Here is a 22,672-nt window from a genome sequence, read left to right on the forward strand (position 1 = left end):
TGCGATGATCGGGGTGTGACGTGCCCCGACCACCACCGCCCGGAGCCTCCGAGCCGCGCCCACGACGACGCCGTCGCCCGGCTGACGGCGGCCCGCGCGGCCGCCGCCGACCCGGTCACCTCCCCGCACGCCGGCGCCCCGGAGCCGGTCCGCCACGCGCTGGAGCGCGCCGTCGACGGGCTCACCGCAGAGCTGCTGGAGCTCTCGCACGACCTGCACGACGACCCCGAGACCGCGTTCACCGAGCACGGTGCGGTCGCCGCGGTGCGCGACCTGCTGGCCCGGCACGGCATCGGCGCCGAGGTCGGCGTGCACGGCCTGGGGACCGCGCTGCGCGCCACGGTGGGCACCGGGGACGGGCCGACCGTCGCGCTGCTCGCCGAGTACGACGCGTTGCCCGGGATCGGGCACGCCTGCGGGCACAACGTGATCTGCGCGTCCGCGGTCGGCGCGTTCCTCGCACTCGCCCGGTGGCTGGGCCGGGACGGATCCCCCGGCGGCACGGTGCTGCTGCTCGGGACGCCGGCCGAGGAGGGTGGCGGCGGCAAGGAGACGATGGCCCGCGCCGGAGCCCTCGACGGCGTGGACGCGGCGGTGATGCTGCACCCGTTCGCCCACGACATCGCCGACCACCCGTTCCTGGGCCGGCGCCAGCTCGAGGTGACCTACCACGGCGTCGCGGCGCACGCGTCCGCCCAGCCGCACCGCGGTCGCAACGCCCTGGACGCCGTCGTCCTCGGGTACCAGGGGGTGGCGATGCTGCGCCAGCACCTGCCCGACCCGGACCGGGTGCACGGGATCATCACCGACGGCGGGCAGGCGCCGAACGTCGTCCCGGAGCGGGCCGCGGCCCGCTACTACCTCCGCTCGCAGCACCCGGATTCGTTGCGCGACATGGCGACACGCGTGCAGGCGATCGCTGTCGGCGCGGCCGCGATGACCGGCTGCGGCTACACCCTCACCTGGGACCCGATGCCCGCCTACCTGCCGATCCGGCACAACACCACGCTGGCCGCCCGCTGGGCGGTGCACCAGGCCGTCCGTGGCCGCACGGTGTACCCGCGCGGAGTGGTGCCGGAGGCCGAGACCGGGTCGACCGATCTCGGCAACGTCTCGCTGCGGGTTCCGTCGATCCATCCGATGCTGGCGATCGCCGAGCCCGGCACGGCGCTGCACACCGTCGAGTTCGCCGAGGCGGCCCGCGGCCCGGGCGGCGACCGCGGCGTCACCGACGGCGCGGCCGGGCTGGCGCTGACCGTCGCCGACCTGCTCTGTGACGCCGATCTGCGCGCGGCCGTGGCCGCGGAGTTCGCCGCGGACGGCGGCCCGGTGGACGTGCCGTCGTTCTTCGACTGAGCAGGGTCCGGATTTCGTTGCACGACGTGCATCACTGCCTGCCGTGCAACGATGTCGCTAGGGTGGCGGTACGCCGCGGAACACCCGACCCCGCGCAGCGAGGAGCGACGATGAGCACCGGATCCAGCACCGGGCCGAGCCCCGGCGAGCCCGCCCCGGCGGCCGCACCGACCGCCCTGCGCCGCCTGGTCCCGGACGAGTTGCTCGACCGCGCCCCGGGCTGCCCGTTCGACCCGGCCCCGGGGCTCGCGGCCCGCCGCGGCGACGGCCCGGTGCAGCGGCTGGAGCTGCGGGGCGGCGCGACCGCCTACCTGGTCACCGGGTTCGACGAGGCTCGCGAGGTGCTCGCCGACGCGCGCTTCAGCTCGGACCGGCTCCGCTACCGGGACGCCACCCAGATGCAGCCGCACGAGGTCGCCGCGGCCGAGGGGTGCCCGGTCGCCCCGGCCGAGATCGGCGAGCGGACCGACGGGATGTTCGTGTTCATGGACCCGCCGGAACACACCCGGATCCGGCGGATGCTGCAGGGCCAGTTCACCGTCCGGCGGATGCGGGATCTCGAGGAGCGGGTGGTCGAGATCGCCGTCGAGCACATCGAGGCGATGCGGGCCGCCGGGAACACCGCCGACCTGGTGCCGGCGTACGCGTTGCCGCTGCCCTCGCTGGTCATCTGCGAGCTGCTGGGCGTCGACTACGCCGACCGCGCCACGTTCCAGGAGAACACCGCGATCGCGCTGAACAGCACCTCCACCGACGAGGAGCGGGCCCGGGCCGGCGGTGAGCTCTACGGGTACATCGCCCGGCTGGTCGCGGCCAAGCGGGAGGCGCCGGCCGACGACCTGCCGTCCGGGCTGCTGCAGGACACCGAGCGACCGCTGACCGACGCGCAGCTGATCGACGTCGCGCTGGTCCTGCTCGGCGCCGGCCACGAGACCACCGCCAACATGCTCGCGCTGGGCACCTACGCGCTGCTGTCACACCCGGACCAGCTCGCCGCGCTGCGGAACGACCCGGCCCTGGTCGACGACGCCGTCGAGGAGCTGCTGCGATACCTGAGCATCATCCAGCTGGGCGTGACCCGGGTGGCCACCGAGACCGTCCGGGTCGGCGACGTCGACGTCCCGGCCGGGGCGACCGTGATCGTCGGGACACCGGAGACCAACCGCGACCCGCGCCGGCTGGCCGACCCGGACCGGCTGGACCTGGGCCGCGAGCGGGTCCCGCACCTGGCCTTCGGGCACGGCGTGCACCAGTGCCTGGGCCAGCAGCTCGCCCGGGTCGAGATGCGGGTGGGCTTCACCGAGCTGGTGCGCCGGCTGCCCGGGCTGCGGCTGGACACCCCGGCCGCACAGGTGCCGCTGCGCAACGACATGCTGATCTTCGGGGTGCACGCCCTGCCGGTCGCCTGGGACGCGGCACCGGCGTCCCCATAGGGTGCCGCGAGCCGGACGAGGGGTGGGAGGCACGGTGTCCGAGGGCAGCGCACCGGAGCGGCCGGGCCGGCGCGAGCTGAAGAAGCTGGCGACCCGGGAGGCGATCCGGGCCGCCGCCGTACGGCTCGCGGTGGCACACGGTGTCGAGCCGGTCACCGTCGAGCGGATCGCCGACGAGGCCGACGTCTCGCTGCGGACGTTCTTCAACCACTTCTCCAGCAAGGAGGAGGCGGTCTTCGCCGCCGCGGAGACCCGGGCGAACGAGCTCGTCGCCGAGTTCCGGCGGCGGCCCGCGCAGGAGTCCGTGCTGCAGGCGGTGCGCGAGGCCGCGGTCACCGTGCTCGGCCGGGCGGACCCGCTCGGCGACGACCACCTCGTCGCGCTGCGGCTGATCCGCCGGACGCCGGCGCTGCTCGCCCGGCAGATGGTCGTGCTGACCACCCAGGAGCGGGCGCTGGCCGCCGCCATCGCCGACCGGCTCGGCCCGGATCCGACCGAGGCCGACCACCGCTACGCCATGCTCTGCGCGGCGACCTCGCTGACCGCGCTGCGGATCGCGCTGGACCGCTGGCTCGACGCGGACGGACCAGCCCCGGAGCGGGCGGACGCGCTGCGGGCGGAGATCGACGCCGTGCTCGGGGACCTGGGCCGCGGGATCGACCGGCCGTCCTGACCCGGACGGGTCCGCCCGCCGGCGCCGCCATGAAGCCGGCGGCGGTCAGCGGTCCCGGGGCGCCGCCCGGGTGTGCACCCGCTCCCCCTGCGGCCCGAACAGGCTGAGCAGCTCGACCGACCGGCCGCGGTCGGCGGCGCCGAACCAGTGCGGCACGTGCGTGTCGAACTCGGCCGCCTCCCCGGCGCCCAGCACGACGTCGTGCGCGCCCAGCACCAGGCGCAACCGGCCGTCGAGCACGTAGAGCCACTCGTAGCCCTCGTGCACCCGCGGGTCGGGGTCGTCGCCCCGGTACGGGATCAGCATCTTGAACGCCTGGAGGCCGCCCGGGCGCTCGGTCAGCGGAAGCACCGTCATCCCGTGCGACGTGCGGGAGCGCAGCCGGACCCGCGGATCGCCGACCGGCGGGGCGGCGACGAGCTCGTCGAGCGGCACCTGGTGCGCCGCGGCGATCGGCAGCAGCAGCTCCAGGGTGGGCTTGCGGCCGCCGGACTCCAGGCGGGACAGCGTGCTCACCGAGATCCCGGTCGCCCCGGAGAGCTCGGCCAGCGTCATCCCGCGCTGCGTGCGCAGCCCGGCCAGTCGCGATCCCACCCCGGCCAGCGTGCCGGCGATCTCGTCGTCCACCCGGCCAGTTTGCCAGAACGGCAATCATAGTTGCCATACCCACCCGGCGCGGTGCACTCTCGCCGACATGAGTGAAAACGCTGTTCAGTACGACGTGATCCTCGCCGGCGGCGGCGCGGCCGGGCTGTCGGCGGCCCTGTTCCTGTCCCGTGCCCGCTGGCGGGTGCTGGTACTCGACGACGGCACCCCGCGCAACGCCCCCGCCGACGGCGTGCACAACTGGCTGACCCGCGACGGCCTGCCGCCCGCCGAGATCGCCCGGATCGGGCGGGCCGAGGTGATCGGCTACGGCGGCGTCGTCCGGGACGCCCGGGTGACCGGCGCGCAGGCGCTGCCCAGCGGCGGGTTCACCGTGACCACGGCGGACGGCGACCGGGTCACCGGGCGGCGGCTGCTGGTCACCACCGGGCTCATCGACGAGCTGCCCGCGGTCGAGGGGCTCGCCGAGCGCTGGGGTGCGGAGGTGTTCGCCTGCCCGTTCTGCCACGCCTGGGAGCACCGCGACACCCGGATCGGGGTGCTGTCCACCGGACCGCACGACCTGGTCAAGGCCCACATCGCGGCCCGCTGGAGCGACGATGTCACGCTGTTCCTACACACCGGCCCCGAGCCCGACGACGAGCAGTGGGCCGGGTTCGCGGCCACCGGGATCACCGTCGTCGACGGGCAGGTCACCGGCACCGCACTCGACGGCGGCCGGCTGGCCGGGCTGCGGCTGGCCTCGGGTGCCGTGGTGCCGGTGGACGCGCTGACGATCTCCCCGCGGGCGGTCGCCCGTGGCGGGTTCCTGACCGCGCTCGGGCTCACCGCCGTCGAGCACCCGTCCGGCCTCGGCGACCACGTCCCGGCCGGCCCGCGGGGGCAGACCGAGGTGCCCGGGCTGTACCTCGCCGGGAACGTCACCGACCCGATGGCGACCGTGCCCGCCGCCGTGGCCGCCGGCGCCACGGCCGCCGCCGCCATCACCGGAGACCTGATCATGGACTACGTCGACCGGGCCCGCGGGGCTGCGTCCCCTGCGTCCCGGCCCACCGGCGACGAGAACGCCGACGAGGACCCGTTCTCGGCCGCCTCCGAGGCCCGCTGCGCGGCCCGCACCGCCGGGGACCGCGTGCACGGCCTCGCTCCCTGAGTGCACCCGGCTCGGGTCCGGCGGGGTCCGGTGCCCGGGATCAGAAGAAGGTGCCGCACCAGGGCGCGGGCCCGCCGGTGCCGAACAGGAGGTCCGCACGCGCGGCGGCGCCGGGAACGTGCTCGGTCCACCGGCCGGTGGCGACCAGTACCGACGGTAGCCGGTCCCCGAGGAACGCGGTGCCCAGCCCGGCGACGTCGCACTCCAGCTCCGGTGCGGCGGCGCCGGCCGGCGCCGGACCGTCCGGGCCGATCCGCCAGGTGCCGCTGCGGTCGTCGAACAGCGGGTCGCGGACCCGGAGCACCACCGGGTCCGCGGGGCCCCAGCTGCGCGCGGCGAGCGCGCCACGGACGTCGAGCAGCCGCAGCCACACGTCGTCGCCGCGGCCCTCGACCCGGACCTCGCGCGGGTCGACGAGCATCAGGTCCAGGTGCTCGTCGAGCGGGCGGAACCAGGACATCACCGCCGAGGTCAGGTCGATCCCGGTGAGGAACCGCCAGAGCCCGGCGACCGCGTCCGGGCCGGCCGCCCACAGCTGCTGCGCCTCCAGCACGTCGCCGCCACCCGGGGTCCGTGGCTCGCCGCGCCGCAGGCCCCACTGGACGAAGCCGTCGTCGCCGTCCGGGCCGCGGTGCACCGCGAACCCGCGGTACTCGTCCTCCTGGCCGCCGGGGTGCACGGCGCGGGTCCACCAGCGCTCGTTGCGGGTCATACCGCCGGGCCGGGCGCCCGCGAGCCGCTCCTGCAGCGGCGGCAACACGGTGACCGCCTCGTCCGGGCCGAGCATCCGGACCGTGCCGCCGGCCGGGGCCTCCGGCCGCCACCGCGGGTGCGCGCCGACCCGGACGTGCTCGCCGCGGGCGGCGATGCCGTAACCGAACCGTTCGTAGATCCCCGTCTCGCTGGCCCGCAACACCGCGGCGACGTCGCCGCGGTCGGCGGCCGCGGTCAGCTGGGCGCGCATCAGCGCCGACAGCCGTCCGGCGCGGGTCCGGTCGGCACGCACCCCGACGGCCGACACCGCGGCCGCCGGCACCCGGGTGCCGCCAGGCAGGGTCAGCCGGGTCGGGAAGGAGAACGCCGTGCCGGCCAGTTCGCCGTCGTCGGTGCGGGCACCGAGCCAGTGCTCGTCGGCGGCGTGGCCGTGTCGTTCCCACACCGCGTCGCCGATCGGCCCGGCGTGCACCGAGGCACGGAACAGGTCGGTGGCGGCGCGCCGGTCGGCGGGGTCGGTCAGGGTACGTACGTCATGATCCTCGGCCACGTCGCCCGAGCCTTCCGGCCGGCCGCGCCGCCCGCCACCCGGTTTCCGCCGGGCACGGCGGGTCAGACCCGGTCGACCTGGTAGTCGCCCTCCTCGCTGGTCACCGCGCCCGGCACCTCGACCTGCTCACCGTCGACGACGGCCTGGCAGCGGAACTCGGTGCCGGTCGAGACGACCACGTCGTCCGGGCACTGCACGGCGCCGACGCCGAGGCCGTAGTCCTCGCCCAGCACCTTGGTGACGCCGTTCTGCAGCGCGGTCTGGTCCAGGTGCGTGGTCACCGCCCAGCCGGGCACCGCGAACGCCGTCACCAGGAGCACCGCGAGCACCAGCACGCCCGCACCGATCAGCCCCCACACCTTCAGGCCGAGCCCGAACGGTCCGGTGCGCGGGGTCTGCACGTTCTCCCGGGGCGCCCACGGCTCGTCGCCCTCGGCGCCCCACGCGTCCTCGCCCGCCCCGGCCGGCTGCGCGCCCCAGCCCGACGACGGCGAGCTCTCCGGCACCGCGTCGACCGGCTCGTGCTGCTGCTCTGCCCGGCGACGGGCGCGGCGCCCGGTCGGGACCGCCCAGCCGTCGTCCTGGCCTGCGGCGTCGTCGCCCCACAGCGGCGTCGCCTGCGTCGCACCGTCCGGGTCGCCCTGGCCGTGCCGGCCGCCGGCGTCCCAGCCTCCCGTGTCCCAGCCTCCCGTGTCCCAGCCTCCGGTGTCCCAGCCCGGGGCCTGCGGGGGCCGGCCACCGGGGCCGGCCGGGTCCGCACCGGACCAGCCCGCGTCCCATCCGGCACCGCCTCCTGCAGCGTCGCGGCCGGCGTCCTGGCGGGCCGTGCGCGGGTCCCAGCCCGCGTCGACCGGTCCCCGGTCCGCCCAGTCCGGGGCGGAGTGCGCCGGGCTGCCCGCGTCGTCCCACCCACCGGGGGGTGCGGCGCCGACGGCGGGCAGCTCCCCGGTCCGCTCGGTGGCACCGGCGTCGTCTTCCGGATGCCGGTCCGGGCCCTGCGGGTTGCTCATCGCCGACCTCTCGTGCTCTCGTCTCATGCCATCCCGGCCGCGACCACGCCGCGGCGCACCGCACCGGAGGCCCGGTGCGCGGCCCGGCCGACCCCGCTCGACCGGCCGGCGACACCGGCGATCTGGTCGAGCAGGTCGAGGACCTGCCGGGCCCAGCGTACGAAGTCGCCCGCGGACAGTTCGTGCCCGTTGCGCTCGGCGGCCTCCAGAACCTGCGCGAGGGACTCGCCGCGCGCCCAGCGGTGCATCGGCCAGGCGAAGGCCAGGTCGGGTGCGCGGGTGCGTTCGGCCTTGTGCCGGCGCTGGTCGGCGTCGAGGTCCTCCCAGAGCTGCACGGTGCGCTCGCAGGCGTCCGACACCGGGCCGGCGGGCAGCCGCGGCATCGGCGCGTCGTCCCGGCGGGACTCGTACACCAGCGACGACACGACCGCCGCCAGTTCCTCGGGTTCCAGGCCGTCCCAGACGTCGTGCCGCAGGCACTCCGCGGCCAGCAGGTCCGACTCGCCCCAGAGCCGGGCCAGTACCCGGCCGTGCTCGGTGACCTCGCCCTCGCCCGGCGCGGCCTCCTCGGTGGGCACCAGGTAGCCGCGCTCGGTGAGCAGCCCCCGGATCCGGTCGAACGCCCGGGCCAGCGAGTGCGTGGTGGCCCGCACCTTCTGTCGCAGCGACTCGGTCTCGCGTTCCAGGCGGCCGTGCCGCTCGGCCCAGCGGGCGTGCGCCTCCCGGTCCTCGCAGCCGTGGCAGGGATGCGCGCGCAGCGCCCGGCGCAGCGTGACCAGCTCCGGGTCGTCCTGTACGCCGCCGCGCTTGCGCCGGCCGTCGCCGTGTGGCGGGCTGATCCGCGAGTTCCGCAGCGACGACGCCAGGTCTCGCCGGACCTGCGGCGAACGGTGCTCGACGTGCTTGGGCAGCTTGATCCGGCCCAGGGCCTCGACCGCTGCGGTGAAGTCCGACGCGGACAGCCGCCCGGCCCAGCGGTCCTCGGTGCACACCAGGGGGCGCGGCTCGGCGTCCCGGCCGCTGGCGGCGAAGGCGCCGACGCCCGGGTCCAGCACGACCGCGAGCCCGGCGCGCTTGCCGGCCGGGATCGCGATCACGTCGCCGGGGCGCAGCTCGCGCAGCGACTCGGCGGTCTCGTCCCGGGCGGCGGCGGTGTTCTGCCGGCGCAGCGACTTCTCCCGCTCGGAGATCCGCCTGCGCAGGTCGGCGTACTCGGCGAAGTCACCGAGGTGGCAGGTCATCGACTCCGCGTAGCCGGCGAGCGCCTCGGTGTTGCGGTCGATCCGGCGGGCCAGGCCCACCACCGACCGGTCGGCCTGGAACTGGCCGAACGAGCGCTCCAGCAGCTCGCGGGCCTCCTCGGTACCCAGCCGCCCGACCAGGTTGACCGACATGTTGTAGACCGGCCGGAACGAGCTGCGCAGCGGGTAGGTGCGGGTGGAGGCCAGGCCGGCGACCTGCTCCGGGTCCATGCCGGGGGCCCAGAGCACCACCGCATGCCCCTCGACGTCGATCCCGCGCCGCCCGGCCCGGCCGGTGAGCTGGGTGTACTCCCCCGGTGTCAGGTCGACGTGCGCCTCACCGTTGAACTTGACCAGCCGCTCCAGCACCACGGTGCGGGCCGGCATGTTGATCCCCAGCGCGAGTGTCTCGGTGGCGAACACGCAGCGCACCAGGCCGAGGACGAACAGCTCCTCGACGGTCTCCTTGAACGCGGGCAGCAGCCCGGCGTGGTGCGCTGCCACGCCGCGCTCGAGGGCTTCGCGCCATTCCCAGTACCCGAGCACGCCGAGGTCTGCCTGTGGCAGGTCACCCGTGTGCTTCTCCACGACCCGGCGGATCTCCTCCACCTCGTCGGGCTCGGTGAGCCGGACCCCGGCCCGCACGCACTGCCCGACGGCGGCGTCGCAGCCCGCCCGGGAGAACACGAAGGTGATCGCCGGGAGCAGCCCCTCGCGGTCCAGCCGGTCGATCACCTGGACCCGGGACGGCGGACGGAACCCCCCGCGTGCCGGCCCGCCCGGCCCGCGCCCGACGACGGCCGTGGAGTCCGTGCGGTCGTCCCGGCCGCCCCGGGTGCGGCCGCGCTCGCGGCCCCGGCCCGGCGCGCCCCGGTCCGGAGCACCGCGACCCTGACCACCGCGACCCGGACCACCGCGACCCGGACCACCCCGGCCGCGCCCGCCCGGACGGTCCCCGGCGGAGTCCCGGCGCTGCATCTCCCGGGTATGCCGGACCAGGTCCGGGTCGACCACCAGCTCGGTCCGGTCCGGTGGGGTGTCGGTGCCGGCGCGCCGGTCGCGCCCGTGCTGCGCCGTCGGCCGCATCTCGCCGAACAGGTCGAACAGCCGGTTGCCGACCATCATGTGCTGCCACAGCGGCACCGGCCGGTGCTCGTCGACGACGACCGTGGTGTCCCCGCGGACCTCGACCAACCAGTCGCCGAACTCCTCGGCGTTGCTGACGGTGGCGGACAGGCCGACCACGGCGACGTGTTCGGGCAGCTGGAGGATGACCTCCTCCCACACCGCCCCGCGGAACCGGTCGGCGAGGTAGTGCACCTCGTCCATCACCACGTAGCCGAGGTGGTCCAGCCGCCGGTTCGCCGCCTGGTCGGAGTCGGCGTAGATCATGTTCCGGAGTACCTCGGTGGTCATCACGACCACCTGGGCGTCCCCGTTCACGGCGGTGTCGCCGGTCAGCAGGCCGACCGAGGCGGCCCCGTAGCGCTCGACCAGGTCGGCGTACTTCTGGTTGGACAGCGCCTTGATCGGCGTGGTGTAGAAGCACTTGCGGCCCTCGGCCAGCGCCAGGTGCACCGCGAACTCGCCGAGCACCGTCTTGCCCGCACCGGTGGGGGCGCAGAGCAGCACGCCGTGCCCGTCCTCGAGGGCCTCGCAGGCCTCGCGCTGGAAACCGTCCAGGTCGAACGGCAGCAGGCCGGCGAACTCGGCCAGCCGGGGGCGCGCGGCCCGTTCCCGCGCCGCGGCGTAGGCCGTCGCGGGGTCCACGACCGGATCGTCACCCTGCTCCCGGGCGGAACCGCTCACGCCTGACCGCGTACTCACGGCCCCAGGCTGTCACACGCCCCCGACAACCCGCTCCGTCACGCCGGTGCGCGTCACACCGGCAGCGCGAACTCCGGCTCCGTGATGTCGGCGTTGATCTCGGTGCCGTGGTGCTCGCCACGGCAGAGGGCGGCCATCAGCCCGTCCCGCTCGATATCGAACACGTGCAGCGGCAGGCCGTGGTCGCGGGCCAGGATGAACGCCGTCTGGTCCATCACCGCGAGCCGCTTGGACAGCACGTCGTCGTAGGGCAGGCGCTCGAACCGGCGGGCCGACGGGTCCTTGCGCGGGTCGGTGTCGTAGACCCCGTCCACGCCGTGCTTGGCGACCAGCAGCGCGTCCGCGCCGATCTCCAGGGCCCGCTGGACGCTCGGGTAGTCGGTGGTGATGAACGGCTGGCCGTTGCCGCCGGAGAAGATCAAGATGGCGTCCTTGTCCAGGTGCCGCTTCGCCCGCAGCCGCAGGAACGGCTCGGCGACCGCGTTGATCGGGATCGCGGTCATCACCCGGACGTTGTCCTCGCCACCGGCCGAGAGCTTGCCGCGCAGCAGCAGGCTGTTGATCACAGTACCGAGCATGCCGATGTTGTCGGCCTCGACGCGGTCGATGCCCCAGTCGTCCGAGCGGTTGCCGCGGAAGACGTTCCCCCCGCCGACGACGACGGCGATCTGCACACCCAGCGCGCGGACCTGGCAGATCTGCTCGGCCAGATGGGCCAGTGCCTGCGCGGAGAACCCGAAGCCGTCGTCCCCGGCCATCGCCTGGCCGCTGAGCTTGATGACCACCCGGTTGTACTTCATGCGCGTCGACCCACTCCTCGCCGGTGCCCGCCCCTGATGTCGTGCCGGGCGGATCGTACGGAGCGCCCCGGCCGGGTCCGGGCGCGGGTGCGCCCGGACCACCGCGGTGCGAGTCGCTCAGGTGATGTCGTCGTAGCGCGGGGCCGTGGGACCGGCCGGGTCAGCGCCCGCGGCGGGTGCCGGCGGGGTGGCCGGGCCGGGCACCGGGGCCACCGGGTCGATCTCGGACGGTTCGGCGACCGGCGACGGCCCGCCGACGTCCGACGGCGTCGTGTCGATCGGCGAGGGCGCGTCCGGGTCCCAGCTGTCCCAGCCCTCGGCGGCGCGGCGGCGGGCCCGGCGCCGGTCGTTGAACCGCGCCACCTGGATCGCGATCTCGAACAGCAGGGTCAGCGCGGCCGCCAGCGCGATCATCGAGATCGGGTCCTGGCCGGGCGTCGCGATCGCGGCGAACACGAACAGGCCGAAGACCAGCCCTCGCCGGGAGCGGCGGAGCCGGTCGTAGGACACGACCCCGACGCCGTTCAGCGCGACGACCACCAGCGGGATCAGGAAGCTGACCCCGAAGATGACGATCAGGTTCACGACCAGGCTGAAGTACGACGAGCCGGTCAGCGCGGTGGTCTGGATCTCGCTGCCGATGGTGAGCAGGAAGCCGAGCGCCTCGGAGATCACGAAGTAGGCCAGCACCGCGCCGGCCACGAACAGCACGGCCGCGGCCGAGACGAAGCCGAGCGAGTACCGCCGCTCCTTGCGGTGCAGACCGGGGGTGATGAACCCCCACAGCTGGTACAGCCAGACGGGGCAGGCCAGGACGACCCCGGCCGTCGCGCCGACCTTGAGGCGCAGCATGAACTGGTCGAACGGCGTCGTAGCGAGCAGCGTGCAGGCGTTCGGGTCGGCGCTGAACGAGGCCCGCGACGACGCCGGCAGCTCGCAGTACGGCGCCTTGAGCAGCTCACCCAGGCTCGGCATACCGAAGAACGGCACCTCGAACCAGATGTAGCCGAACACCGTGGTCACGACGATCGCGGCCAGCGAGATGCCCAGCCGGTTCCGCAGCTCGTAGAGGTGCTCGACGAGCGTCATGGTCCCGTCGGTGCTCTTCGGGCTCCGCCGCCGGGACGGGGACTTCACCACCGGGCGTGGTTCAGCTCGCGGAACCGGTGCCGCGCTCCTGCGGCCCGCTCTGCGACGCCGTCGGGTCGGCCTGGGCCCGCGGGGCGGGCTGCGCGGTGGGCAGCTCCTGCGGCGCGGCGGCCGGCGGTTCCTCGGCGTTCCTCGCCTTCTCGTCCTTGGCCTTCTCGTCCTTGGCCTTCTCGTCGTCCTTGAGGCCCTTCATCTCGCCCTTGAACACGCGGGCGGACTGCCCGACCGAGCGCGCCATGTCGGGGAGCTTCTTCGCGCCGAACAACAGCAGCAGAACCACGATGATGATCAGCCACTCGTAGCCACCGGGCATGGGGCAACCTCCGTTGATGTCGGCACGGGTGCGGCTTGCTCGCCCAGGGTACGCATCCCCGGTCGGTGTCCCCGCGCGTGGCCTCGGCCACTCGCCCGAAGTTCGGGTGCCGGACGCGTCCGGTTCGACCGCTGGGCATCCGGGACCGACCGCCCGTCGAGCGGATCCGGAACGGCGCGGGCATGCGGGCCTGGGCGCGGGCCCGGCCGGGTCAGCCGTCGGCGAGGGCCAGGGCCTGCCGGGCGCGCTCGCGGACCGTGCCGGCCAGCGCGGCGGGCTCGACGATCCGGGCCGCCCCGCCGAGGCCGAGCACCAGCCGCACCAGCCAGTCCGGATCGGTGTAGCGGATCAGCACCCGCAGCCGCCCGTCCGGCCCCGGCGCGCCCGGCCCGTCCGGGGCGGTGCCGTCAACGGCCGGGTCACCCGGTCCGCCTGCTCCCGGCCCGCCTGCTCCCGGGCCGTCCGACCGGCCGCCGGAAGGATGGCCTACCCGGCCGGTTACCGCGTCGTCCGATGGGCCGGTCCCCGCGGCCTCCGACCGAGCGGCAGCCGGGGGCCCGGGCGGTGTCGCGCGGTCGGCGCCCGGTGGTACGTCACCGGCGGTGTCCGGACCGGCGCCCGTGTCCGTATCCGGGTCCGTGGCGAGGCCCGCGCCGGGCCCGGGCCGGTCGGTGCTCCACTCGTCGACCGGGTAGTACTCGGCGACCCAGTGCGCGTCCGGTGCCAGTTCCAGCACGGCGTGCCGCTGGCCGGCCTGCGGACGGAACAACCCGGCCGAGACGTCGGTCGGCTCGGCGTCCGGGTGCGGCCGGGCCGGCTCGTCCAGCTCCTCGGCCTGCTCCACCCGGTCCAGCCGGAACAGCCGCACCCCCTCGGCGCGCCGGCACCAGGCCTCCAGATAGCCGCGGCCCTCCACGACGAGCAGTCGCATCGGGTCGACCACGCGGCGGGACACCGCGTCCCGCCCGGCGGTGAAGTAGACGATGCGCAGCGCCCGTCCGCGGCTCAGCGCACCGCGCAGCACCGCGGTCGTCGCACGCTCGTCGCCGCCGCCCTCGACGGCCACGACCCCGTCCAGCGCGTCCGGCCCGGCCGACTCCCCCACCGTGCCCACAGCAGCCTCGATCTTGCCGATCGCCCGGGCGACGGCGTCCGAGTCGACCACGCCGGGCGTCTGGTGCAGCTGGCGCAACGCGACCAGCAGCGCCGTCGCCTCGGCCGTGGTCAGCCGCAGCGGCCGGGTCAGGCCGGCGTCGAACACGACGTCGACGGTGTCCCCGGCGAACGACAGGTCCACCAGGTCCCCCGGCCCGTACCCGGGCAACCCGCACATCCAGAGCAGTTCCAGGTCCTTGCGCAGCTGCCGCTCGTCGACCCCGAAGTCGGCGGCCGCCTCCGCGACCGGCACCCCGGGGTGCGCGCGCAGGTAGGGCACCAGCGACAGCAGCCGCGGCAGCCGCTGCGCCACCCCCTGCCGGCTCATGCCGGACGCTCCGCGAGATCCCCGGCCGCGCCCGCCCACAGGGCACGCACCGCGGCGGCGAGCTCCGGCGGGTCCAGCACCGCGACGTCCGGGCCGTGCCCGGCCAGCCAGCGGGCGACCGTCGAGGGGTCCCGCACGTCGAGCTCCAGGGCGACGCCGGGCCGCCCGGCGTGCTCGAGCGGGCCCCGGTCCCGGCCCAGCCGGCGCAGCCCGGCCGCCCGGTCCCGGGCCACCCAGACCCGGGCCGTGCCGGACACCGGCCGCGGCCCGGCCGACTCGCGGACGACGGCGCGCAGGTCCACGCCGTCGGGCACCCGCACGGCACCGTCCCGGCCGGTCGTCCGCACCGCTCCGCGGACCCGGGAGAGCCGGAAGCAGCGCACGGCGTCCCGGTCCCGGTCGTGGCCGACCAGGTACCAGCGGGCGCGGAAGGAGACCACGCCCCACGGCTCCACGGTGCGCGTCACCGGTTCACCACCGGGCCCGCGCCGGTGTTCGAAGCTCACCACCCGCCCGGACCGGGTCGCGGCCAGCAGCGGGGCCAGCGCGGGCTCCCCGGCATGCACCCCCGGCCGGACCGCGGTGGCGGGCGACTCGTCCACCTCGACGCCGGCCGCACGCAGCTTCACCAGCGCGCCGTGCGCGGCCCCGGCCAGCTCCGGGGAGTCCCACAGGTTCCCGGCCAGCGCCACCGCGGTCGCCTCGTCCGGCGCCAGCTCGATCTCGCCGAGCTCGTAGTCGGCGCGGGCGATCCGGTACCCGTCACCGGTGTCGAACGCCGAGGTCCGCCCGGTCTCCAGCGGGACGCCCAGCTCGCGCAGCTCGGACTTGTCCCGCTCGAACATCCGGAAGAACGCCTCGTCGCTCGGTGCCTCGGCGTAGCCCGGGACGGTCGCCCGGATCCGTTCGGCGGACAGGTACTGCCGCGTCGACATCAGGCAGAGGACCAGGTTGACCAGTCGCTCGGCACGGACGGTGGACACGGACGGCATCGTATCGGCGGACCGGTCCCGGACCCCGGCGCCCCGGGCGTCCGGCACCGGGAACCGCGCACGCTCCCCCTCGCACGCGGTCCGGCGGGATGACCGGTGGCCCTCGGCGTCGATCACCGTGCCGGCCCCGGCCGAGTCAGAGCGGTATCGGACGGTGCTCGCGGCGCTCCTCCGGTCCCCGCTACCGGAGTGCCCGCCGGAGTGCGCATTGCGCCGGTTCGAACGCCCCGAGGGGCACTCTGGCCTCTGCCGGGCCCCCCGGGGGGGTGCCCCGGCGGCGAGATCATCGTGTCGGGGATCTTCGTGAAGCTCGGCGTGGCGGACCGGGCGGAGGCGATCGTCCGCGCCCGGGAGGCCGGTCCCCGCGGCGGTGAACCGGCTCAGTCCCGGGTTCCGGGGGCGTAGCTGCGCAGCTCGTCGAGGACCCGGTCCGCCGCGAGCGGGCCGATCCCGAGGTACCAGAGATCGTCGTCGACCGGGTGGGCCGCGCCGCGGGTGACGGCGGTCAGCCGCTGCCACAGCGGACCCGCGGACAGCTCGGCCTGCCGGGCCCGGCCGTCCTCGCCGTAGCCGGCGTAGAAGAGCAGGTCACCGTCGGCCTTCGCGATCTCCTCGCGCCCCACCTCGACGAACGTCCGGTCGGTCCGTGCGATCGGCGGTCGGCCGAGCCCGACGTCGGCGAGGACCGTGCCGATGAAGGAGCCTGCGCCGTAGAGCCGGACGCCGCCGGACATGAACCGGACCATGCTGACCTCGGTCCGCGCGGGGTCCCCGAACGCCGCGCCGACCTCGTCGGCCTTGCCGCGGTAGCCGGCCAGGATCCGCTCGGCCTCGGCGCGCTTGCCCAGGGCGTCCCCGGCGAGCAGGAGGTTCTGCTGCCAGCTCTTGCCGACCGACTGGGAGAACACCGTCGGCGCGATGCCCTGGAGCTGCTGGAAGATGTCGCGGTGGCGCACGGCGTTGGACAGGATCAGGTCCGGCTGCAACGCCGCGATCGCCTCCAGGTTCGGGGACTGGATCGTGCCGACCTGCCCGATCTGCGCCGCCTGCTGCCCGAGATAGGACTGCGGCCCGGTGGCCTCGTCCGCGCTGACCGTCCCGACCGGCGTCACCCCGAGGGCCAGGACCGAGTCCAGCTCACCGGTATCGAGAACCACCACCCGCTGCGCATCGACGCCCACCTGCGCGGTCCCCATCGCGTGCGGCACGCTGCGGGTCGGGCCGGCCGGCCGATCGTCCTGGGTGCCGCATGCCGTCGCCACCAGGGCCAGCACCCCCAGGAACGCCACCGATACAGCTCGTTGTCGCACCACAGTGGACTCCTTCGTCGGCCTGCGAGGAAGGGAAGGCTAACATAATCTCCAGGCGGTGCTGCGGTGTCTCATCCTGCGACAGAGGCCCCGGCGGTGTTGACGCTCCCCGCCTCCGGCGAAAGGGTCTGCCCGGGAGGATGCGGCGACGGCCGCGGGCCACCACCTGGGAGGACGATCATGACCGCGTCGCAGCCGGAGCAGGAGACCTTCAACCCCTGGACGGTGGTGAACCTGGTCTTCCACCACCTGGCCGACCAGGGGCTGCACCCGGTTCTCGGCGAGACCGGTGACCCCGCCGCCGCGGCGAAGGACCTGCTGGGTGCCCTGGGGATCGCCCCCGCGCCGGACAAGGCCGGGCCGGCCGACCCGGAGATCCAGGACGAGCTGACCGAGCTGCGTCGGAAGATGATGCCCGGTATCGAGTGAGCGCCTCGCCGCACCGCCCCGGGCATCGGTGATCTAGGTTCCGTCCCGTGGTGGCGCAGGTGGAGCGCGAGATCGTGCAGCGGCAGCTCGTCGAGCTGCACCAGGTCTGCGGCAGGCCGGGCGGGATCCCGGACAGCCGGGTCGTCGCCTACTACCCCCCGTCGATGGCGGCGCAGGCCCATCTGTTCGGGCTCTCCGCGACCAACGTCGACGGCACCCAGTGGGAGGTCGGCGACTTCGAGGAACGGTTCCCGCTGCACTCGATCTCGAAGGTCTTCACCTACGGCCTCGCGCTGGAGGACAACGGCCGCGAGGAGGTACTCGGCCGGGTCGGCGTCGAGCCCTCGGGCGACCCCTTCAACTCGATCACCTTCGACGAGGTGAACCACCGCCCGTTCAACCCGATGATCAACGCCGGGGCGCTGGTCGCGTCGAACCTGCTACACGGCGCGGACCGGGAGGAGAAGGTCGAGCGGCTGCTGACCCGGCTGCGGATCTACTCCGGCAACCCGGACCTGGCCGTCGACGAGGAGATCCTGGCCGAGCAGCTGGTCTCCAACGACCGCAACGTGGCGTTGTCCTACCTGATGCGCAGCCTCGGGATGCTGCACGGCGACATCGAGGACAACCTCTACGTCTACCTGGCCGCCTGCTCGGTCACCGTCACCTCCACCGAGCTGTCGGTGATGGCCGCGACGCTGGCGCACGGCGGCGCGAACCCGTTCACCGGCGTACCCGCGCTGCCGCGCACCTACATCCGGGACGTGCTGAGCGTGATGAGCATGTGCGGGATGTACGACGCGGCCGGCCAGTGGTTCTACGACGTCGGCATCCCGGCCAAGTCCAGCGTGTCCGGCGCGATCCTGGCGGTGATCCCGGACGCGATCGGCGTCGGCGTGTACTCGCCCGGGCTGGACCGCAACGGCAACTCGGTACGCGGGGTCGCGGTCTGCCGGGCGCTGTCGGACCGGTTCGGGCTGCACGTGTTCGCCGACCCGTCCGAGTCGTCGCTGGGCCGGATCGTGCGCCCCGGCCGGCACGGGATGCCGGCCGAGATCTACCCGTCCGGCGACGGGTGGTTGCCGGAGGGCCTGTGAGTGGTTATCGCGGTCCTGACCGCGATAACCACTCACAGGCGCGCAGCGCCTACAACGACGCGATGAGCCGGTCCACCCGCTCGTCGACGGCCCGGAACGGGTCCTTGCACAGCACGGTGCGCTGCGCCTGGTCGTTCAGCTTCAGGTGCACCCAGTCGACGGTGAAGTCCCGCCCGGCGGACTGCGCGGCGGCGATGAAGTCGCCGCGCAGCTTGGCCCGGGTGGACTGCGGCGGAGTGTCCTTGGCGGCCTCGATCTCGCCGTCGTCGGTCACCCGGTCGACCAGATCCTTGCGCTGCAGCATGTCGAACAGCCCGCGCCCGCGCCGGACGTCGTGGTAGGCCAGGTCGAGCTGGGCGATCCGGGCGCTGGACAGCTCCAGATCGTGCTTGTTCTGGTACCGCTGCACCAACCGCTGCTTGATCGCCCAGTCGATCTCGCGGTCGATCAGCGACAGGTTCTGGGTCTCGACGGCGTCCAGCGTGCGGCCCCACAGCTCGACGACCCGGTCCATCACCGGGTCCTCCGGCCGGTCGCGCAGGAACTCGACGGCGCGGGCGTGGTACTCGCGCTGGATGTCCAGGGCGCCGGCCTCACGCCCGCCGGCCATCCGAACCGGGCGGCGGCCGGTGAGGTCGTGGCTGATCTCGCGGATCGCCCGGATCGGGTTGTCCAGGGTGAAGTCCCGGAACTGGACGCCGGCCTCCACCATCTCCAGCACCAGCGTCGCCGTGCCGATCTTGAGCAGGGTGGTGACCTCGGACATGTTCGAGTCGCCGACGATCACGTGCAGCCGCCGGTAGCGCTCGGCGTCGGCGTGCGGCTCGTCCCGGGTGTTGATGATCGGGCGGGACCTGGTGGTCGCCGAGGAGACGCCCTCCCAGATGTGCTCGGCGCGCTGGGACAGGCAGTAGACGGCGCCGCGCGGGGTCTGCAGGACCTTGCCGGCACCGCAGATCAGCTGGCGGGTGACCAGGAACGGCAGCAGGACGTCGGCGATCCGGGAGAACTCGCCCTGCCGGGCGACCAGGTAGTTCTCGTGGCAGCCGTATGAGTTGCCCGCGGAGTCGGTGTTGTTCTTGAACAGGTAGATGTCGCCGCCGATGCCCTCGTCGACCAGCCGCCGCTCGGCATCGACGAGCAGGTCCTCGAGGATCCGCTCACCGGCCTTGTCGTGCGCGATGAGCTGGGTCAACGAGTCGCACTCGGCGGTGGCGTACTCGGGGTGCGAACCGACGTCGAGGTAGAGCCGGGCACCGTTGCGGAGGAAGACGTTCGACGAGCGGCCCCACGACACGACCCGCCGGAACAGGTATCGGGCGACCTCGTCCGGGGACAGTCGGCGTTGCCCGTGGAAGGTGCACGTGACACCGAACTCGGTCTCGATCCCGAAGATCCGACGCTGCATGCCCTTCAGGGTATGCGCCAGACCCCCTCTACTGTCAGCGATGTGAGCGGATGGTTCGAGCGCGTCGTACGCCGGTCCCGTCGTCTGAACGGAGGTATGGCCGCCGTCAGTGGCACGGATCGGGCGATCACGGAGTTCATCGCGAGTCGCCCGCCCAGCCGCGTCGACACCTCGCTGCGCCGACTCACCCGGACGGCCGACCACAGCGTCCTGTGGTTCGCGATCGGCGGCGTCCTGGCCGTCCGGCGGGGCGCCGGCCGGCACGCCGCGATGCGCGGCGTCGCGTCGATCGCGCTGACCAGCATGACGGCGAACGCCATCCTCAAGCCGCTGCTGCCGCGCCGGCGCCCGGCCGCGGCCGAGCTGCCGGCCTACCGGACGGTGGCCGACCCGCCGTCGTCGTCGTCGTTCCCCTCCGGGCACGCGGCCTCGGCTGCGGCGTTCGCGACCGCGGTGGTGATGGAGCACCGCCGGGTCGCACCGGTGATCGTGCCGCTGGCCGCGCTCGTCGGGTGGACGCGGGTGCACGTGGGCGTGCACTGGACCTCGGACGTGCTTGCCGGGGCCGCGCTGGGCACCGTGGTCGCGCAGCTGACCCGGCGCTGGTGGCCGGTCCGCCCGTCCGACGAGGCCCGGGCCCGGCCGCTGGACACTGTGCCGGTGCTGCCGCAGGGTGAGGGCCTGGTGATCGTGGCGAACCCGTTCTCCGGGCCGCCGGACCAGGACGTCTCCAAGGAGGTCGCCGAGCGGCTGCCCGCCGCGCACCACCTGGTCGTCGGCGACGGCCGGGACGTGATGGACATGCTCGAGGAGGCGATCGTCGAGCGTGGGCAGTGGGTGCGGGCTGTCGGCGTCGCCGGCGGCGACGGGACGGTCGGGACCGCGGCCGCGGTGGCCGACCGGCACGGGCTGCCGCTGGTCGTGGTTCCGGGCGGGACGCTGAACCACTTCGCCCGCGACGTCGGTGTCTACGACACCCAGGAGGCGGTGGACGCCACCCAGGCCGGCGAGGCCGTCGCCGTCGACCTGGCACTGGTCGAGGCACACCCCGGCCGGCTGGACGACCCCGAGGACTTCTCGGTCACCCGGACCCGGTTCTTCCTCAACACCGCCTCGATCGGCTCCTACCCGGAGCTGGTGCAGCTGCGCGAGGAGTGGCAGCCCCGCTACGGCAAGTGGCCGGCGTTCGCAGCCGCGCTGGTCACCGTGCTGCAGCGCTCCGAGAAGATCAGCGTCAAGATCGACGACCGGTGGCGGAAGGTGTGGTTCCTGTTCGTCGGGAACGGGCCGTACCACCCGCGGGGCGCGGTCCCGGCGTGGCGCCCGACGCTGGACTCGGGCCTGCTCGACGTCCGGTACCTGCGCGCCGACGTGCGGTTCTCCCGGCTGCGCGTGGTGATCGCGCTGATCCTCGGCGCGCTCGGCCACTCCCGGGTCTACCACCAGCGCGAGGTGTCCCGCCTGGACGTCGAGCTGTACGAGCCGAGCATGCTCGCCACCGACGGCGAGGTGGTCGAGGAGGCCGGCCGGTACACGTTCCGGGTCGCCGAACGGCCGATCCCGGTCTACCGGCGCGACGAGGTCCGCTGGACCGGCCGCGACCGCCCCTTCCAGGCCTGATGCCCCGCCGAACCGTGCTGCTCCGCTCCGTTCGCCCGCTGCGGCCCGGGTACGCCGGGCTCGGGGAGCCGGTTGACGTGCTGCTGGCCGGCGACCGGATCGCCGCGGTCGGCCCCGGGCTCGCGGCCGGCGGCGCCGAGATCGTCGAGTGCGGCGGCCGTGCCCTGCTGCCCGGGCTGTGGGACCACCACGTGCACATGGAGCAGTGGGCGCTGGCCCGCCGCCGGCTCGACGTCTCCGGCGCCCGCTCGGCCGCGGACGCCGCCGCCCGCGTCGCCACCCGGCTCCGGGACGCCCCACCCGACCCGGGCGAGGTGCTCGTCGGGTTCGGGTTCCGGGACGCGCTGTGGCCGGACCAGGCTCACCGGTCGCTGCTCGACGACGTGGCCGGCGACGTCCCGGTGGTGCTGGTGTCCGGGGACCTGCACCAGGGCTGGCTCAACGGTGCGGCCTGCGACCGGTTCGGTCACCCCGGCCACCCGACCGGCCGGATCCGGGAGTCGGAGTTCTTCGCGGTCACCGTCGCCCTGCAGGACGTGCCCCCGGACGTGCTGGACGGCTTCGTCGCCGACGCGGCGCGGGCGGCCGCCGCGCGCGGCGTGGTCGGGATCGTGGACTTCGAGGCGTCCTGGTCGGTGCCCGCCTGGCAGCGCCGGATCGACGCCGGCCTGACCGGGCTGCGGGTCGAGGCCTCGGTGTGGCCGGACCGGCTCGACGAGATGATCGCGACCGGGCTGCGCACCGGTGACCCGGTACCCGGTACGGACGGCCTGCTCACCGCCGGCCCGTTGAAGGTGATCACCGACGGGTCGCTGAACACCCGCACCGCCTACTGCTACGACCCCTACCCGGGGGTCGGGCCCGGCACCGCGACCCTGGAGAACTCGTGCGGGCTGCTGCTGGTCCCGCCGGACGAGCTGGCACCGCTTCTCGCGCGGGCGCACCGTGCGGGCTTGGACGCCGCGCTGCACGCGATCGGTGACCACGCGAACACCCAGGTCCTGGACGCGTTCGCGGCCACCGGAGCGCGCGGGCGGGTGGAGCACGCTCAACTGCTCGACGACGCCGACGTCCCCCGCTTCGCCGAGCTGGGCCTGGTCGCGAGTGTGCAGCCCGAGCACGCCCTCGACGACCGAGACGTGGCCGACGCCCTGTGGCGGGGTCGTACGCACCGCTCGTTCGCGTTCGCGGCGCTGCACGCCGCAGGGGCCGGTCTGGCACTGGGATCGGACGCGCCGGTCGCCCCGCTGGATCCGTGGGTCGCGATCGCCGCGGCCGTGCACCGCACGGCGGACGGGCGCGAACGCTGGCACCCGGAGCAGGAGATCGGCCGCGACGTCGCCCTGGTTGCCTCGGCCGGTCCGGACGGCCCGATCATGCCGGGCCGACGCGCCGACCTGGTGGTGACCGACGCCGACCCCACCGCCTGCGACCCGGCGACGCTGCGCTCGATGCCGGTCGCCGGGACGCTGCTGGGCGGGCGCTGGACACACCGCACCGGGGTCTGA

General features: G+C 74.7%; 18 protein-coding genes and 2 pseudogenes. 8 read left to right on the plus strand and 12 right to left on the minus strand.

The genetic code is table 11. The features are described 5' to 3' along the window. Positions 1-15: 15 nt before the first annotated feature. The 3 genes from ACLFMI_RS09785 to ACLFMI_RS09795 all read left to right on the plus strand — a co-directional run bounded on the left by ACLFMI_RS09785 (position 16) and on the right by ACLFMI_RS09795 (position 3,462). On the plus strand, positions 16-1,356 hold the full coding sequence (locus ACLFMI_RS09785) for a M20 family metallopeptidase (protein WP_410947445.1): 1,341 nt from the start codon (positions 16-18) through the stop codon (positions 1,354-1,356). Between the two features lie 110 nt (positions 1,357-1,466). Beyond that, a complete protein-coding gene (locus ACLFMI_RS09790; RefSeq protein WP_410947446.1) occupies positions 1,467-2,789 on the plus strand; it encodes a cytochrome P450 in 1,323 nt (440 codons plus the stop codon). A gap of 34 nt (positions 2,790-2,823) precedes the next feature. Then, positions 2,824-3,462 (plus strand): TetR/AcrR family transcriptional regulator, encoded by a 639-nt coding sequence (locus ACLFMI_RS09795; protein WP_410947447.1) that lies wholly within the window; start codon positions 2,824-2,826, stop codon positions 3,460-3,462. 45 nt (positions 3,463-3,507) lie between these two features. On the opposite strand, the gene ACLFMI_RS09800 is transcribed toward ACLFMI_RS09795, so the two are convergent. Beyond that, entirely contained in the window at positions 3,508-4,089 is a 582-nt protein-coding gene (locus ACLFMI_RS09800; protein ID WP_410947448.1) for a helix-turn-helix domain-containing protein, read from the minus strand. A 67-nt stretch (positions 4,090-4,156) separates the two neighbouring features. Between ACLFMI_RS09800 and ACLFMI_RS09805 the strand changes: the two genes are divergently transcribed. After that, positions 4,157-5,221 (plus strand): NAD(P)/FAD-dependent oxidoreductase, encoded by a 1,065-nt coding sequence (locus tag ACLFMI_RS09805; protein ID WP_410947449.1) that lies wholly within the window; start codon positions 4,157-4,159, stop codon positions 5,219-5,221. A gap of 40 nt (positions 5,222-5,261) precedes the next feature. Here the strand turns inward: ACLFMI_RS09805 and ACLFMI_RS09810 are convergent, their stop codons facing one another. The 10 genes and pseudogenes from ACLFMI_RS09810 to ACLFMI_RS09855 all read right to left on the minus strand — a co-directional run bounded on the left by ACLFMI_RS09810 (position 5,262) and on the right by ACLFMI_RS09855 (position 16,589). Further along, the gene (locus ACLFMI_RS09810) at positions 5,262-6,485 is read right to left on the minus strand and encodes a GNAT family N-acetyltransferase (protein ID WP_410947450.1); all 1,224 of its coding nucleotides are present in this window, start codon (positions 6,483-6,485) and stop codon (positions 5,262-5,264) included. 62 nt (positions 6,486-6,547) lie between these two features. Continuing rightward, positions 6,548-7,495 (minus strand): DUF4333 domain-containing protein, encoded by a 948-nt coding sequence (locus ACLFMI_RS09815; RefSeq protein ID WP_410947451.1) that lies wholly within the window; start codon positions 7,493-7,495, stop codon positions 6,548-6,550. Positions 7,496-7,518: 23 nt separating this feature from the next. Then, positions 7,519-10,545 (minus strand): DEAD/DEAH box helicase, encoded by a 3,027-nt coding sequence (locus ACLFMI_RS09820; RefSeq protein WP_410947452.1) that lies wholly within the window; start codon positions 10,543-10,545, stop codon positions 7,519-7,521. 71 nt (positions 10,546-10,616) lie between these two features. Then, the gene (pyrH, locus tag ACLFMI_RS09825) at positions 10,617-11,363 is read right to left on the minus strand and encodes a UMP kinase (protein ID WP_410947453.1); all 747 of its coding nucleotides are present in this window, start codon (positions 11,361-11,363) and stop codon (positions 10,617-10,619) included. A 117-nt stretch (positions 11,364-11,480) separates the two neighbouring features. Next, positions 11,481-12,452, minus strand: a complete 972-nt coding sequence (gene tatC, locus ACLFMI_RS09830; RefSeq protein WP_410947454.1) for a twin-arginine translocase subunit TatC — start codon at positions 12,450-12,452, stop codon at positions 11,481-11,483. Positions 12,453-12,513: 61 nt separating this feature from the next. Further along, positions 12,514-12,825, minus strand: coding sequence for a Sec-independent protein translocase subunit TatA (gene tatA / locus ACLFMI_RS09835; protein WP_410947455.1), 312 nt, complete (start codon positions 12,823-12,825; stop codon positions 12,514-12,516). A 211-nt stretch (positions 12,826-13,036) separates the two neighbouring features. Further along, positions 13,037-13,192, minus strand: a pseudogene (locus ACLFMI_RS09840) (WCX domain-containing protein); the annotation flags it as partial. Between the two features lie 312 nt (positions 13,193-13,504). After that, positions 13,505-14,308 (minus strand): annotated as a pseudogene (locus ACLFMI_RS09845) (helix-turn-helix transcriptional regulator); the annotation flags it as partial. Continuing rightward, the gene (locus ACLFMI_RS09850) at positions 14,305-15,291 is read right to left on the minus strand and encodes a helix-turn-helix transcriptional regulator (protein ID WP_410947456.1); all 987 of its coding nucleotides are present in this window, start codon (positions 15,289-15,291) and stop codon (positions 14,305-14,307) included. The pseudogene ACLFMI_RS09845 and the gene ACLFMI_RS09850, both read right to left, overlap by 4 nt. Before the next feature lie 389 nt (positions 15,292-15,680). After that, a complete protein-coding gene (locus ACLFMI_RS09855; RefSeq protein WP_410947457.1) occupies positions 15,681-16,589 on the minus strand; it encodes an ABC transporter substrate-binding protein in 909 nt (302 codons plus the stop codon). Positions 16,590-16,790: 201 nt separating this feature from the next. On the opposite strand from ACLFMI_RS09855, the gene ACLFMI_RS09860 reads away from it, so the two are divergent. Continuing rightward, entirely contained in the window at positions 16,791-17,039 is a 249-nt protein-coding gene (locus ACLFMI_RS09860; protein WP_410947458.1) for a hypothetical protein, read from the plus strand. A 47-nt stretch (positions 17,040-17,086) separates the two neighbouring features. After that, complete coding sequence (glsA, locus tag ACLFMI_RS09865) at positions 17,087-18,136, plus strand: glutaminase A (RefSeq protein ID WP_410947459.1); 1,050 nt, start codon at positions 17,087-17,089, stop codon at positions 18,134-18,136. Positions 18,137-18,185: 49 nt separating this feature from the next. On the opposite strand, the gene pafA is transcribed toward glsA, so the two are convergent. Further along, complete coding sequence (gene pafA, locus ACLFMI_RS09870) at positions 18,186-19,544, minus strand: Pup--protein ligase (protein ID WP_410947460.1); 1,359 nt, start codon at positions 19,542-19,544, stop codon at positions 18,186-18,188. A 96-nt stretch (positions 19,545-19,640) separates the two neighbouring features. Here pafA and ACLFMI_RS09875 point away from each other — a divergent pair, with 96 nt between their 5' ends. Together ACLFMI_RS09875 and ACLFMI_RS09880 are read left to right on the plus strand one after the other, a co-directional pair. Next, positions 19,641-21,164 carry a phosphatase PAP2 family protein gene (locus tag ACLFMI_RS09875; RefSeq protein WP_410947461.1) on the plus strand — a complete coding sequence of 508 codons (1,524 nt, stop codon included), beginning with the start codon at positions 19,641-19,643 and terminating at the stop codon, positions 21,162-21,164. Then, positions 21,164-22,672 carry an amidohydrolase gene (locus ACLFMI_RS09880; protein ID WP_410947462.1) on the plus strand — a complete coding sequence of 503 codons (1,509 nt, stop codon included), beginning with the start codon at positions 21,164-21,166 and terminating at the stop codon, positions 22,670-22,672. The genes ACLFMI_RS09875 and ACLFMI_RS09880 overlap by 1 nt, the downstream gene beginning before the upstream one ends.

It is taken from the genome of Pseudonocardia nantongensis, assembly GCF_046546495.1.
Lineage (GTDB): Bacteria > Actinomycetota > Actinomycetes > Mycobacteriales > Pseudonocardiaceae > Pseudonocardia > Pseudonocardia nantongensis.